5 protein-coding genes are annotated in these 16,341 nt (G+C 40.2%); all 5 read left to right on the top strand.

Annotation, left to right across the window (positions count from 1 at the left end):
* Position 1 precedes the first annotated feature (1 nt).
* Positions 2-1,090: a DUF928 domain-containing protein gene (locus tag FBD94_RS25205; RefSeq protein WP_136882284.1), complete on the top strand. Its 1,089-nt coding sequence runs from the start codon at positions 2-4 to the stop codon at positions 1,088-1,090.
* A 20-nt stretch (positions 1,091-1,110) separates the two neighbouring features.
* Positions 1,111-1,506: a hypothetical protein gene (locus FBD94_RS25200; protein ID WP_136882283.1), complete on the top strand. Its 396-nt coding sequence runs from the start codon at positions 1,111-1,113 to the stop codon at positions 1,504-1,506.
* Between the two features lie 64 nt (positions 1,507-1,570).
* Entirely contained in the window at positions 1,571-8,038 is a 6,468-nt protein-coding gene (locus tag FBD94_RS25195; protein ID WP_136882282.1) for a hypothetical protein, read from the top strand.
* 4 nt (positions 8,039-8,042) lie between these two features.
* A complete protein-coding gene (locus FBD94_RS25190) occupies positions 8,043-8,843 on the top strand; it encodes a hypothetical protein (RefSeq protein WP_136882281.1) in 801 nt (266 codons plus the stop codon).
* Between the two features lie 11 nt (positions 8,844-8,854).
* On the top strand, positions 8,855-16,341 hold a 7,487-nt coding region (locus FBD94_RS25185; RefSeq protein ID WP_136882280.1), incomplete at its 3' end, for a DUF6443 domain-containing protein.

Genomic DNA, 16,341 nt, shown 5'->3' with positions numbered 1-16,341 from the left:
GATGCTAAACAAAGTTTTAATATTCATTGTCTTTATTGCATTTTCCTGCTCGGTATCGGCCCAGGTGAGTGTTCATTTTATACCTGAGGTTTATGGCCGAAGTCTGGATGGATTAATGAATGCTAGCATTATGAATGCTGCAGAAAAAAGAAATGTAAGGTTGTTGGTTACCGTAACTGAAGAGAAGGGTGGTAAGATTTTAAGAATAATGACGCCGCCTTTTACTATAGTTCCCGGAAACAATGGCATTCCCCCTGCAGCGGTTCGATCTGCAAATGTTCAGATGGGGAATGGGGATATGGCTGGGTTTATTCAAAGGAATGGGTATTTCCCTCAGGGCAATTACGAATATAATTATGCGGTGGTTTCTGCAGTTGCTATTGAGGAGGTTATTGTGGAGCAGATTTTTGAGCAGGAGGTATTGCCGCCAGCGCCGCTAGACTTGATTGAGCCTTTTAATGAAGATAAAATATGTAATAGACAACCGCTCCTTACCTGGCAGCCATCTATGCCAAACATAATAGGTACGATGTATGAGTTACTAATGGTAGAGATAAAGGACAGACAAAGTCCAGTTGAAGCCTTAAATTATAATCTGCCCATAGTAAAACAGAAGGGCATCATGACTCCAATGTTATTGTATCCACCTTCATCAAAAGATTTGATCGAGGGAAAACGATATGCCTGGCAAGTTACCGCTTATAAAGGTCAAACGATTATCAACCGTTCGGAAGTTTGGGAATTTAAATTGGATTGCAAGGAGGAAGAGGAGCCCGCTGAAGATGACAATGGTTACCGTGACATTGATGATCTTTTTAAAGGGAATTTTTATATCGCGCATGGGGTCGTAAAATTTGCTTTGGTTAACTCTTACGATGAACAGCCTTTAAAGTATACCATTACCTGCATTACCGACCCCAAGCAAAAAACAAGGAGCTTGCCAAAGGTTAAACTTAAAAAAGGGAAGAACAAGATCAATATTGATTTGTCTAACAATTTCTCCTTTAAGGATGGATACTCTTATATCCTTAAAGCATCGCTGCCAAATGGAATGTCAAAAAGTTTAAGGTTTATTTTTAAGGATATATAATGAGGTATTTACAAATATTGATGATTGTTATTTTTTTTATCTCTTGTTCGAAAGGTATTTCTATCACAGAAATCAAGGATAAGGATTTATTGATTCAGGCCAGTTGTAAAGAATCCTCTTCAGATGGGCATGATCAGGAATATAAGGTGAGGATTTTTCCGGAGTTAAAAAGTGGCGAAACGATTGATAGAAAAATTACTGAGCAGATGTCCTATAACATGGATAGCTGTTTTTATAAAATGAAGGGTAAAGAAAAGCAATTCCCAGAAACAGTTATCCCGATTGCTAATGGCATTAAAAACTGTTTCGAATATCTGATTGTGTTCTCTGACGATGCAGCTGCTCAAGAAACAAATAAGCTACAATATGAGAGTAAATATATCAATAATACCACCTACCAATTGATTTTCAAATAACATGAACTATACATCAAATAAAAAAGCAACAAAGCGTATAGCGTTCCTGTTACTCGGGGTTTTCATGATTAATTTATTGCAACCCCTAAGTGCCTTTGCATTAACTTCTGGTCCGGGACAGCCGGAGTCGCAGTCTTTTCAGCCGGCTGGTGTATCAGATATGGTAGATCTTTTTTCCGGGGATTTTAAATACAATATCCCTTTAATGGATGTCGATGGCTACCCACTTAATCTGAACTATCAATCTGGAGTTGGTATGGATGATGAAGCTAGTTGGGTAGGACTGGGTTGGAATTTAAATGTTGGTGCAATTAGCAGACAGTTAAGAGGCGTGCCAGATGATTTTTCCGGTGATACAATAGTAACCACACATTATACCAAACCCAAAATTACGGTTGGTGGTAAGTTGACAGCAAAAGTAGAGTTAAAAGGTAAGGCCAAGCTGGGAGGTTCCTTTAGTTTTGGGATTTTTAGTGACAATTATACTGGTATAGGAGCTGAACTTGGTGCAAACGTAGGGGTTTCTTATTCGTTTGCAAATAGTGGAATGTTAACTGCCAGTATGGGAGTCGGTGTATTATCTAATACCGCTAGTGGGGTAGATGTTTCTCCAAATATATCCATGTCTATTCTTGAAGAAACCAAATCCAAAGGGATAGGAAAAGCCAGTTTAAGTTCTTCTTTAGGTTACAATAGCCGGTCTGGTTTAAAGAGTTTAACCCTTGGTGCAAGTTTATCTAATTATCGTATGTCTCGTCCTATAGTATCTTATAATACAGAGCCCATTGCACCTAAAGTTCAGATTCCATATTACTCGGAATATGGATCATTTAGTTTTGATATTGGTTCGTCAGCCTGGATAGTTTTTGGTGGAGGTGGAGCTACTGGCTACAGAAGTGAGCGGAGAGTAATTAGCAGAGACAATATCAATAAACAATATGGTTTTCTTTATGCAGAACAGGGAAAGGATAAAAGCGAAGCGGTTCAGGATTTTATCAGGGAAAAGGAAAATCCAATTGTAAATGAGATACCTAACTTGGCCCTTCCCATACATACACCGGATATCTTTACTTACAATAGTCAGACCGGTTCAGGACAGTTCCGCTTGTATCGGGGAGGAACGGGGGCATTTGCAGATAATGAAGTGAAAGATGTTTCCAATATGTCGTCTTTGGGATACGATATTGGATTAGGGGTTTATGCACACGGAGGAGTAACTGTATTTGAACAGGTAACGGCCAATACAACAAGAAAATGGACAGCTGATAATAGGTATTTAAAGAATGGTGATTTTCAATCACAAGCTAAAAAAAATCCAACATATGATCATGTATTCTTCAGAAAATCGGATGAAAAGAATATCGAAGATCAAATCCTTAATAAGAAATTAAAAGATACCATGGCAATTGCTGTGAAGATTAGTCCCAAGACAGCGAATTCGTCATTTCTTACTAATTATTTAACCAGTAATGTTGTGGCTGTCGACAGTCAGATTGTCAAAAAACAAAGAGAAATAAGGAGTACTTCGATATCTTATTTAACAGCCAGAGAAGCAAATGCTGGTGCTTTAGATAGTTTAATCCAAACCTATAATTTTATTGACTCTGCGACTTTTAACCCCTCCATATTGGCTTATGAACCTCCTGTATCGACCCGACGAAATGCTGGTATAAGAAAGGCGCACCACATTTCCGAAATCACCGTAAATGGGCAGGGAGGTGAACGTATGGTATACGGTATTCCTGTATATAATAAGAAGCAGCAGGAATATTCTTTTGCTATTGGGGGGAACAATCGGGATTATACCGTTTTGAAAGATAATCTGGTTAATCTCGACCCTGGAGTTGGCACAAATGATTATAAAAAGGGTATAGATCATTATTATCATAAAGAGGACCAGAGCGCTTATGCTTCAAGCTATTTACTAACAGCGGTACTGTCGCCAGATTATGTAGATAAAACAAGAAATGGGATTACTGATGATGACCTTGGTACAGGGATGAAGTTCAAATATTCAAAAATTGAGACTTACAGATGGCGCACACCATATGCTACCCGTGGTGAATCAGGAAATACGTTTCATAAAACGGCAACCCTCAACAGAGGTCTGCTCGCAGATCCGGATGATGATAAAGCGAGTATTATTTATGGTGAAAAAGAGATCTATTATGTCCGTTCGATTGAGTCAAAAAATCAGGTCGCCTATTTTATTACGGAAGATAGATTGGACGGACTTGGGGTTTTGGGTTGGAATAATGATCGCGATCTAGGGATCCAGCAGAAACGACTAAAAGAGATACGTTTGTATTCAAAATCGGATCTGAGTAAACCAATTAAGGTTGTTAAGTTCGCTTATTCGTATGAATTGTGCCAGGGGACACCAAACTCTATAGGGGCTCCTGATGGATCTTTAAATGTGAATGGCTCAAACAATGGGAAATTAACCTTAAAAAAGGTATGGTTTGAGTATGGCAGTTCTCCGAAGGGGAAGGAACATCCCTACGAATTTACCTACGACAGTAACAGTGTGAGGTATGCGACTATGGCTACCGATCGTTGGGGCTCTTATAAAAACCAGGCTGCTAATCAAGGTTTATTGAGTAATGAAGAGTTCCCTTACACTACTCAGAATAAATCAGTAGCTGACGCAAACGCAGCGCTATACCATTTAACTAAAATAGAATTGCCAACAGGCGGGGTTATCGATGTAACCTACGAAGCAGATGATTATGCTTATGTGCAAAATAAAAAAGCTGCGGTAATGGTTCCCGTTGAAGGAATGGTGGGTGGGGCTGGTGCTAGCTCATTAAAGGAGGCAAAGGGAATCGGCATTCATTTAGACGAACTCCCTCCGGCATCCGTTGATACTGATTTAAAACGGTTGAACTGGTTTAAAGATACTTATCTAAGCGGCTCCAGTTATATGTATACGAAGTTCAACGTTGCAATTGGAACAAACAATCAGTTGAGCAAAGGTTTAAATAATGATTTTATTTCAACCTATTGTAAAGTAAAAGGAGTTGATGTTTCCGGTTCTTCTGCAACAATATTTTTTGAACTGATAAAGGAGTCCGGGGTTACCGAAAATCCGATTCGTTTTTCTGCCTGGCAAAAGATGAAGAACGAGTATCCGAGATATGCTTATCCAGGGTTTATGAATCGGGTGGGAGACGGGACCTCCTCGGTTAAAGCCGCGGTAACCGCTGTCGCAAATGCTGCGAAAAATTTAACGGAATTAAAAGAAAACTTTTATGTTAAAGCCAATCGTAAAAACTATGCGATGAATATCGATCTTCCCAAGAGTTTTGTACGGATCAGTAAAACTAACGGATATAAAATTGGTGGTGGCGTACGGGTTCAGAAAATTAAAATTGAAGACAACTGGCAAACTTTTACCGGGGAAACAGATGCCCCGCGTGGTGTATATGGCCAGTCTTACGAATATACGACCAATGAACAGGGGAAAAAGATCAGTAGTGGGGTTGCCTGTTATGAACCACCTGTCGGTAATGATGAAAATCCCCTCAAACAGCCGATACCTTATGTGCAGAAAATAAAGGGGGCAATTACGGATTATTTTGAACTAGAGGAACCTTTTGGAGAGTCATTCTTCCCGGCCCCGGGTGTAGGATATAGTAGAGTTGTTGTTAAAGATTTGAATGCGAATGGAGATATAGAGCCAGGGACCCCAAATACGGGTTTAATTGTAAATGAATATTATACAGCAAGGGATTTTCCTGTAAAAGTTAAGATCATACCAATCCAAAGGTATAATCCCCCAGGGGAGAAGACTTATTCCCTGGTAAAAACGAACAGTATGTCAGAAATGACACTTTCCCAGGGCTATAGCATCGAGTTAAATGATATGCACGGTAAAGCCAAAGCTGTCAGGATATTAAATAAAGGAGAGGCAGAAATCTCTTCAACAGTTTACCATTATGCTGGTGTAAATCCTAATGCAGCAGTACCTAAGCTGGATAATAAGGTAAATGTTATTGATAAGAATGGTGATCTGAAAAAAGGTGTTTACATAGGCCGGGATATTGAACTATTTACTGACTTCAGGGAGCAAGAATCTAAAAATTCAGGAAAAACGATAAATATCGGGGTTGATCTGATCCCGGGGATATTTGCATTTCCGCTGCCCATCCCACATTGGCCGGTAAATGATAACAATGAATACAAACTCTTCCGATCTGCCTGTGCGGTTAAGGTCATAGAAAATCATGGGATTGTGAATAAGGTTGTAAAAACGGAAAACGGTTCGTCCATAGAGGTCGAGAATGTAGCTTATGATGGTGTAACCGGTGAAGCAATAGTAACCAGAACCCAAAATGAATTTGATAAGAGTTATTATACAACCAATATCCCAGCTTATTGGGCCTACCAGAAAATGGGGGGAGGTTATCAGAATTTAGGTATGTTGCTTTCGGATATCAGTTTGAATGGTTATCATGAAATTGCAGCACCTTTTAATGCCGTACTCAAAGAAGGAGATGAATTAATAGATGTCATAAACCAAAAGAAATACTGGGTAATCAGTAGTGCAAGAGGAACTGGAGATCACGCATTGATCAATGTACAGGGTAAGCTCATTAAAAGCCTGCCCCCACAAAATACCTTCAAGGTCATCAGATCATCATTTAGAAACCAGCTCAGTGCAAGTGCAGGAAGTATTGTCAGCTTAAACAACCCGATTTGGGATGATAAGCTCCAACCGGTTGTCACCACCAACTTATCATCCGGCCTAAAAGCAATCAATGCTTCTGCAACGCTGTATAGTGATGAATGGCCTGTAGATGGTAATGGGCAGGTAAGCAAGCGATTTGAAAATACATCCAGAAACTTCAATTATCTCAAGTCTTCCATACATTCATCTCATGGTGCCAATGGATGCAGATATCTTAGTCCCTGTGATTTCGAAGATCCACAGCCTGGTTGTGATACTTTTACGGATTTTCAGAATGCCTTCTTAAGTAGACGGATGGATGTTGTGGGCATTTGGTTGCCTGCCCCAACTCTGAATGAACCGGTCGGAATTTTAACTTCATTTTATGTTGAAAACAGTGGGAATTATTATGTTGGCTTTGCTGGGGATGACAGGCTTAAAATAACAATTGATAATGGGCAGATTGTTATTCCAAATATTTATAACTCGTTCTGGTACTGGCAACTCTACCCTGTTTATTTGGAAAAAGGTACGCATAGCATTGAGCTGGAAGGATATAACGCAGGGAACGATGCCGATCCTGGCTTTAATCCCGGTAGTATAGCCATTGAGATTTACAACAATACTTTATCACAATTACAAGGTGCCACAAGTATAGCTAGTCTGAATCCCATTTTCCAAACTTCTTCATTATTGGGTTACCCGAATATGGGTAATCTACAAAGCTTTCGTACCATCGATGGGGTTAAAACCTGGCGTTTTACCTACGAAAGTTATTACAATCCATTTGTACATGGGCTTAAGGGGAACTGGCGTCCGTATGAACAAAAAGTTTTTCAATCCAACAGGACCTATGATGGGATTTTTGATGCCGGAAAAAGAGGTGTTAATTTATCTGATGCAGGTTACATTAATGCATTCATACCTTATTGGAACTACAATTTATTAAAGGCTGCTTTAATACAAAGTGCTAATACAGGTAATTGGATAACGGCTAATACCATTACACTTTACGATAAGTATGGGCAGGAACTGGAAAACAAAGATGCGCTTCAGCGTTACAGTGCCGCAACATTCTGTTTTAGTGGTGAGCTTCCCGCTGCTGTAGCTTCAAATGCGATGAACAGGGAAATCTATGTGAATTCATTCGAAGATAGCTGGTCGTTGGCATTTAATCCTGGACAAAGTGTTTATCACGATTTTATGAGTGGGGATATGAAATTGGGTGACAATAGCAATGCTAATTTTTCGCATACGGGAGATTATAGCGCCGAATTACCTGTTGGCGGAGTAACCTTGTCCACCGTTACTCACGATGGTGAGTATAAGAAGAGCAATACTTATTTAGAAAGAAGCGCAGATGGCGAATATAGTCTTATTGCCACAAGCGGTCTGTCTCCTAAAGGTTTTGAGCCCCGGCCGGGTAAACAATATTTATTTAGTGCATGGATAAAAGATGATCAGGCGACGGACAGAAGTGTAAACATTACGCTAAGTAAAAAGGAAGAGAACCAGGCTGCTCAAAGTATACAACTTACCTGTAAAGCAATTGTGGAGGGTTGGAAATTAATTGAAGGACCGATTGTTTTGTCAGGTAATAAAGGTAGTCTCAGTCTGAGTTTGTTCCCGAATTTTTATGGTATCCGTATAGATGACATCCGGATTCATCCTTATGAAGCACAGTTGAAGTCTTATGCTTACAGTAGTAAGACCTTTAAGTTAATGGCAGAATTGGACGAGAATGCTTTTGCCACATTTTACGAATATGATGACAAGGGATCATTAACAAGGGTTAAAAAAGAAACTGAAAGAGGTATAATCACGATCAAGGAGAGCCGCTCTTCTTATAGGAAAAAAATATAAAATCATGAACAGAAAAAAATATAGTCAATATTTAAAAATACCAGTCCTCATTCTGCTCATTGCTGGTATAAGCTTTTTCGCTTGGGGCAGGTATATTAAACCAAAATCATTTCCCAGACCAGATGCTGTTGTCACAGAAAAATCCGTAGATGTGATCGAAGATTATGACCCTGTGGTCCTTGAAAAATTTGCTAAAGTTTGTGCAAAGCTGGATGCTAAGGCGGATGAGTTTTTTATTTCGGGGATAGTTAATTCTGTTAATGGTGCTGATAGTTTGGAAACTGTTGTAAATCAGAAGTATGAGCTCAGTAAAAAAGGACAGGATTTTTACTGTCGTTTTGGCGAAACTGAAACCATTAATGGAAATGGTACTTATGTATTTGTCGATCATATTTTAAAGAAAATAATGGTGGGAAAAGAAAAGGAAGTGATGGGCAATGCCGGCTTGCCTGACCTTAGTACATTGATCAGGAATTTAAAAAGTGAGGGCTATCAGCTGATTGATAAAAAAAGAGGAGATCAGTTAGAAACCATCAATGTTGTAAATGATAACCACATTACCTGTAAGCTGTACAGTGTCACATTTAATCCTGAAAGTCTTGCTCCGCAGCAAATTAGTGTGAGGTTAAGTAATGTGTATGCACCTGAAGACAAAGCGCAGGATAAAACCGTTACCATCGATATTGTAAAATGTCACAATAAGGTTGATCACAATACCTACGGACCTGAAAAAATTGTAAGAAAGAAAAATGCCTCATGGATTCCGGCACCGGCTTATGAAGGTTATGAATTAATTGCGATCTAAAAAATACACTGATGATAACACGCCTCAGAAACGTTTTTACTATTACTTGTTTGCTTGTCCTTTGGGGATTGAATTCTTTTGCTGCCGAAGAACCTTATGAGAATTTCATTAAGGGGGCAATTAAAAAGAACGATTCTCTTTTTGTAAAGGATGAGAAGTTTAAAAACCCCAACTTCATCTGGTCTGAGATTACCAATATCTCGGTAAATAATACATTGTCTTTAAGTATCCTCTCAGAACAGGAGATCTCTAAAAGTTTTAACCTTCATATTACACTCCGGGTAGCTTATTTTTCCAGCCCTGATCAGGCTCAGCCAACCTTAATAGATTCTGTAAAACTACATGTCAATTATGAAAAGGGATCAGGAAAAGTCTATAAGAGTATGGACAACTATCGCTTTACAAATGGATACTATGTGAAGGTTTATGTTGTTGATGTGCAGAGCCCTGAATTTGGAACAGAAATACCCGAAATATTTCAACTGACAAGTACGATTGTAGTTAACAGGAAATATAAGTTTATGCCGCAAATGCCGATATCGGTTAATGGCATATTGCAAAATGATTCTGCTCCGGGTAGGGCTGCGCAAAGATTAAGCGGAGGGGGACCAATAAATAACAACGCGCAGTTAGAACTGAGCTGGACACCACTATATTCTGGCGAGGAGTATGATATTGAATGGGTGATGCTGGATAAAAATGAGCAAAATTCTTATGTTTTAAACGGTGTTGTAGATGGTACTTTCAACGGGGATCCATTAGCAGTTGCTCAGTTCTTTAAAAATAATTCCACCAGGGTAACCACTACCGTTCCTTTATACACAATTTCCTTAGTATCAAATGCCGATGTGATCCTGGTTAGGGTGAGGCAGGTTTCCTATGCTACAGATGGGATAAGATTGGAGGGCAGCTGGTCTTACCAGAAAGACAATTCAAGTCAGTATACAGCATGGGATATTTCCAGCTGGCACGAATCTAAAATGAACTGGCAATATGCGGCGAGTTACGCAGAGGATGGTAAGAAAAAAGAGGTAGTAACCTATTTTGACGGTACACTGAGGGGGAGGCAAACAGTTACGTTGAATAATGCCGAAAAAGTAGCTATCGTTCAGGAAAACATTTATGATCAATATGGCAGGGTTGCAGCAAGTGTTTTGCCTGCTCCTGCACAGGAGTCTCTCGCTAAAACTTTGCACTATTTTCAAAATTTTAATCAAAATTCAGCAGGAAAACAATACAATTTTTTAAACCTGAATACGGCATTTTGTGAGACTTTACCCGAAGCTTTAAAAAAGAGTTCAGGTTCATCGCTGTATTATTCTGCCGACAACGCCAATGCTTTTAAAGATGATCCTACCCGACCTTATAATAAATACATCCCCGATGCCGGGGGATTTCCATTATCTGTAACACAATACACGGCAGATAATACAGGAAGGATTCAATTACAGGGAGGGGTGGGGCCGGCATTTCAACCAGGTGTACAGGATAGCCGTACCACCAAATATTTTTATGGTAAACCAGAGCAGTGGGAACTCGACAGAATTTTTGGTAATGACGTGGGAGATGCGAGCCACTACCTTAAAAACATGGTTGTTGATCCGAACAAACAGGTCAGCATCAGTTATGTGAATGCTTCAGGAAAAACAATCGCCACAGCGCTAACGGGAAGCACACCTGCCAATCTGGAAGCATTACCTTCCTTGCCCGTTGTAAAGCGTGATACGCTGCCACTGATCACTTCCGGAAAGTTCGTTTTTAATAGTTCTGCACTAAAACTAACGGCGAATACTACTTATCTGTCCTCTGTAATCGGAGCAGGCACATTGAAATACAATGTGGAGCAATTAATCAGCAGATATCCTGGTGGCTTATTTCAGCCCTGTAGCAATTGCTATTATGAGCTTAAAATTACCGTAAAGGATGACTGCGGAGATATAAAGGGAACGAAGTTCGATACCATCGGATCAATAGTTGCCGCACCTGAAAAAACAAGTTTGCATGAGGATAGTCTTAGTGTCAACTTTGATAAAATCGGCGAATACTATATCACCTTTGAACTCCAGTTGAGCAAAGAGGTCATTAAGCATTTTACAGATGAGTTTGTAAGTGAAGGGCAGGCAACAGGTCAACTTAAAAAGGAATCTGAGTTTATTTTAAATGCACTGGAAAAAGCCAGATTTGAAGATTGTCTGGCGGATTGTAAAACTGCGAAAGAAAGATTAGGGACTCAAGTCGCGTTCACTAGTATGTTCAATGGAAAATTAAAAGAAATGGGTGTACTGGACACTAATACCTATTCTTTATTTATTGATCAGTTGTATACTCGGTTGTCTGCTACGGTATATGCACTTCAGGATGGCTGCGACACCATGTCGAGTGTTTGCGATCGCTACAGAATCCCAATGTTGGCAGATGTTTCGCCTGGGGGGCAGTATGCCTTGTTTGATAATGAGGGGAATCCGCTGGAGACAGACTTAAATGTTCTGTTTAAGCGCTTTAAGAATGGCGTGTTTAATGATTTGGATGAGACTGATCCTCTTTATCAGAAAGACTTAATCACATTGGAGGACGGGAGTGTTATCTCTCCATATAGAAATGGTTTTAAGCTAGCCCAACTGGTTAAATACTGGAGACCGGAATGGGCCGAACTGTTTCTTGATCAACATCCTGAATATTGTAAGTTACTGTTCTGTTATGCGAATACCGTTTCTGGAAGCTGGGATGAAAAAGTAAGCGAGACTTCTACTAATGCAAAAATTGAGGGCTTTACTGCAGTGGGTATATCCTATAGTGATACAAATAGTGATTGGTTACTCCCTTACGATCCCTTTTTCAAAGTCGGAGCAGCGGGTGAGGCATACAAGCCTGCGATGTTAGCTGACTTGCTCAACTACAGTCAGACTGTTTTAAAACTGAATACTAAGGTGCCGACTGCAAGTATTAAAGGATTAAGTCAGTATGTAGATTATCAGTTATACTGTGCAGATTCTACGGCTACCACAAATCAATTCGGAGCACCTTCAGCAAGATGGGAAAACTGTGCAAAAAAAATGGATTGCCGGGTTGTTGACCGTGAATGGCAAATGTACAGGGATATGTATCTGGAATTGAAACAGAAGTACTTCGAACAGGCAAGGAGCAGCAGTCCAGGCTGTACCGCATCTTGCCCGGTAGGAACAACAATAAGTTTACCGCCTAATGGGGGAAATGGTGTGAATCCATGTGGTGTTCAATTTCAACTGGGAGCATCCGGACTTCAGCTCGCCGATAATGTATTCAGCAATCTGGAGAATAACATTAAAAACACTTACTGGTTTGTTAGCGGTATGGCTGGAGATCCTCCAAATCCTCCGGCAGGGGTTTGTAATAATGGCTATAGCAGCCAAGGTTTTTATCCTTGCATAACCGTTTATCTTGCAAATGGTACACCAAAGAATTTTTACAATGTATGGATGTTTATCTGTACAGAAACTACAGAAGTCCCTTGTTTTTATGAGACGCATATTTACGGCGTCGATTATGAAGGTTATAATTTCTATGTAGCAAATTCAGGGTCTTACGCTTACAGAACTGAGTATACTGTTATTGAAGGATATGATTACAATAATATGCCTCCGTTTAATCCAAGCGGGAATAACTGTTATGCTGAATTCTATCAGTGCTTAAAGATATATCACCTTTCGGGAAATTTGATAGCCACCTATAATAATGTGTGGGTATTTGTATGTGTGGGTGATAATGGTTGGGGCAGGACTGCTGCGAAATCTGCAGGATCAGTAGAAAACAAAAGTACAGATAAATTAAAGACCAATAATTTTACTGACTCAGATAAAAAAATTAATGAGATTTTAATCACTGATGTGAGCAGTAAAAATGTCTATAGCATCATAAAAGGTGATTCAACTGCCTTCGGTGGTGGGAGTGGTCCAGTTTTATCGAAGGTTAATTTTACTGCTTATGAGTTCAAACCGTATTTTGTTGTTCAGGAGCGTGCTAATGTTTCAAAAAGATTTAAGAATGTTTGGGTATCAAAATATGTAGAAGTTAAAGTTGCTAATCGACAGGTGAATAATTCGGTATCATCCATTTACAATCCTTGTCCTGCCTCGGATTTTGAAGTTGTCACATTGCCAGGTTGGGAAAATGATGGTATTTCTATAAGTGTTAGTTATAAAAATGGTGTCACATGTCCAAATCATGATGTTCAAGTGGATATTTACAGAAATCCTGACGCCCTTAATGCTCAATATTTAGGGACGGTTACTATTCCCGCTTCCGTTAATACAACAACAGCTTATTTAACTGGTCCCACTTCTACTTATCCATACTATTATGATTTGTTTTTTGCCTGCGGTACAAACCCTTGTGCTAATGATCCGGAGCCAGTTTCTTGTTCTCCATTGTTGCTCACAAAACGGTCACATTTTGGAGCTCCCAATAGAGCGGACGTATCCTCACAATCTCCAGAACAATTTCAGAGTGACCTTAAAGAACAGTTGTACGATTTAGTGAAAACATCCTGCGAAAGTGGTGCGGATGTTTGGATGGAACGCTTAAAACCAGGGTTAGATGCAAGTGAAGTTCCAGAAAGTACACGGAACTTACTAAAAGCTCATTTAATTGACCTTTGTATACTGGCGGGTGATACGGCACATCCGATGGGTGCAAGTAGCTTGCCATCAGGATACATCCGAGTAAGTAATGTTCCAAGCCGTACATTCGCGGATGTAATCAAGAATTTATTGGGAGCATTTACGCCTTTGTTAAATCCCTGGCTTATTGACGCTCCTTATCCATACAATTCAGGACATCAACCTGTGGAGCGGACAATTACCAATACCAGCAAAGACATCTGTGATAAACTTGCTAGTCTGAGGCCGGCTGGTTTAAGTGACCCACAGTTTTATACCCATCTTCAAAATCTATTTGGGACTACAATGAAGCTAAGTCATGCGGAATTTGATGCTTTGTTAAAAGCCTGTAATAATTGCCGGTTTATTCTGGAAAAAGATATTATTTTACCCCAGTTTTTAGAAAGTAATTCAAAAGCTTGTATTACCAAAGGCGAATACAATACTGCAATGAGTGCCTTGCTGGCAGAATTTAATAATTCTTTAACTCCTGAGTCCGCGAACTACGAAACTATTGTTTCAAACTACATGAACCACAAATGGGGATTCTCTTTAACATTTGATAAATACAAGGCATTTGGTGATGGTAGTAATAATCAATTGTGTAATGAACTTCCTTATACGGAAGTTGCAATGCCTGTTTATGATTGTGAAAGAAGTTTGATTGAAACTGCAATAGGAAATGGGATGCGTGAGTATGAGGCTTATATTCTTGACGAGCGAAATAAATTCACCAATGCCTATGTCAACCTCTGTGCTTCGGCTAAAGCAAATGTAAAAATGCTGATGGCGCAGCAGGTTTATCATTATACCTTATATTATTATGATCAGGCAGGCAATTTAATACGCACCGTACCACCAGAGGGAGTAAACGTGTTAAATGAGACTGAAACAATGATGGTTAGTAATGCCAGACGTTTCGTCCCTGATAATTGCAATTATAACGGACCGGATACTGAAGCGAACAAACCACTCGCATTACAAAGCCTTTCTGATGCGCTTGCTTATGATGGAAATGCGGCTGTAGAAATGTGGTTGTACCAGAATAATACTTTGTTCAGGCAAATGATTGCTACTACATCTGATAAGAAATATATGTTCCAGGCTTGTATCAATGGCAATTTGCTTAATATTGATGTCTACAGCTTGCAACAGGCAGATGCGGGTTCTATTAGCATTACACTTTCTAACCATGTAACTGCGAATATCGCTGCGCTTCAACCTTTGCTTCCCTGGACCCATATCGTGGTACAAGGTGACAAACTGGCTTCAGGAGCATTACAATTGTGGATTAATGGTAAGCTCCACCCTGCGGTATCAGGGGCACCATCTGCCGGCTGTACCTGGACAATCAGTAGTATTCCAAGTTTGTCCCTGCCGGAAAATATCAGTAGCCTGAAACATTTAAGGTTATATAACGGGCGACTGATGACGGCTGAAGAGATTAAGAGTAATGCAGAAAGTGGATGTTTAAGTGCTTTTGGTCCCTATACTGCATGGCATCGTTTTGCTGTTCCTACCGAATTGGGTGGACCAACAGCTATTGCGCCTAATAGCACCCGTGAAACACAATTTAACGCTTTATACCCGGCACATACCTTAACCACCACTTATGCTTACAATAGCACCAATCAGGTTATTAAACAGGAAAGTCCTGATGCCGGGATAAGCCGGTTCTGGTATGATTTACAAAGCCGTCTGGTGATTTCGCAAAATGCCCGGCAAGCTCCTTTAAGCAAACATAGTTATACCAAATATGATCCGTTGGGACGCATTACCGAAGTAGGAGAGAAATTAAACGGCAACCTTTCACAACAGGATCTTCCTGCTTTTCTTCAGCAAAGTAGCTATTTAAACTTCCTGTCGTCGGGAAGTAATAGTCAGCTTACCCAGACCATTTATGATAATGCACCGGAAGGTGGAATTGGAGGAGTTCCCCTTGACTTGGGGCAGACTAATTTGCGTAAGCGTGTAGCAGCAAGTATTTACAGAGAAAATGCAGGGAATAATAATATCAATGCAAGTTATTACGATTATGACCTTTCGGGTAATGTGAAAACATTGTACCAGCAAGTCAACGGTCTGGGTATAAAAAAGATCAATTACGAATATGACCTGGCCAGTGGTAAGGTGAACTTTGTAGCTTATCAGCCCTCAGAGGCCGGCCAAGCCGATAAACATGATCAATTTTATTACGCTTACAAATATGACGATGAAAACCGGTTAACCGAAGCCTGGAGTGGGGTTGAGGCGAATATGGTGTCTTATGGCATTGGCAGCAAGCTGAATCTGGTTACCGGTAAAGAGGATGCAAGTTATCGCTATTATCTTCATGGACCATTGGCCAGGGTTGATTTAGGACGTGAGGGGCATAAAGTGCAAGGCCTGGATTATGCCTATACTTTACAGGGCTGGTTAAAAGGTGTGAATGGTAATACGCTTCAGCCTGGCAATGATCAAGGTGGAGACGGCACCAATGGCATTGCCAGAGATGCGATGGCCTACAGTCTGGGTTATTATCCCAATGATTACCAGCCTATCGGTGGTGGTTTGGCCTATAATATGCAATGGCAGCCGGGAGGCGAAGCAGGTAACGCCTTGTTCAATGGTAACATCAGCAATAGTACGGTGGCCATAAAAGGGATCAGCAATGATGAACCTAAGGGATATACCTATGCTTACGATCAGTTGAACAGGCTGACCAGGATGCGCCAGCATGATTTAAGCAATAGTACAACCAGCTGGAACGGTAATGGCAGCGATAAATACAAAGAGGATTACACTTATGACGGCAATGGCAATATCCTGACGCTTCAGCGGAATGGTTCTGGAGGTAGTTTGATGGACAGCCTGAGCTATACCTA

Origin of the sequence: Pedobacter hiemivivus (assembly GCF_005144565.1) — a bacterium.
GTDB classification, from domain to species: Bacteria; Bacteroidota; Bacteroidia; order Sphingobacteriales; family Sphingobacteriaceae; genus Pedobacter; species Pedobacter hiemivivus.
This window is presented reverse-complemented; position numbering and strand designations above follow the sequence as displayed.

Coding starts and splice junctions, on each gene's coding strand:
- FBD94_RS25205 (WP_136882284.1), top strand. CDS start 2: ATGCTAAACAAAGTTTTAATATTCATTGTCTTTATTGCATTTTCCTGC.
- FBD94_RS25200 (WP_136882283.1), top strand. CDS start 1,111: ATGATTGTTATTTTTTTTATCTCTTGTTCGAAAGGTATTTCTATCACA.
- FBD94_RS25195 (WP_136882282.1), top strand. CDS start 1,571: ATGATTAATTTATTGCAACCCCTAAGTGCCTTTGCATTAACTTCTGGT.
- FBD94_RS25190 (WP_136882281.1), top strand. CDS start 8,043: ATGAACAGAAAAAAATATAGTCAATATTTAAAAATACCAGTCCTCATT.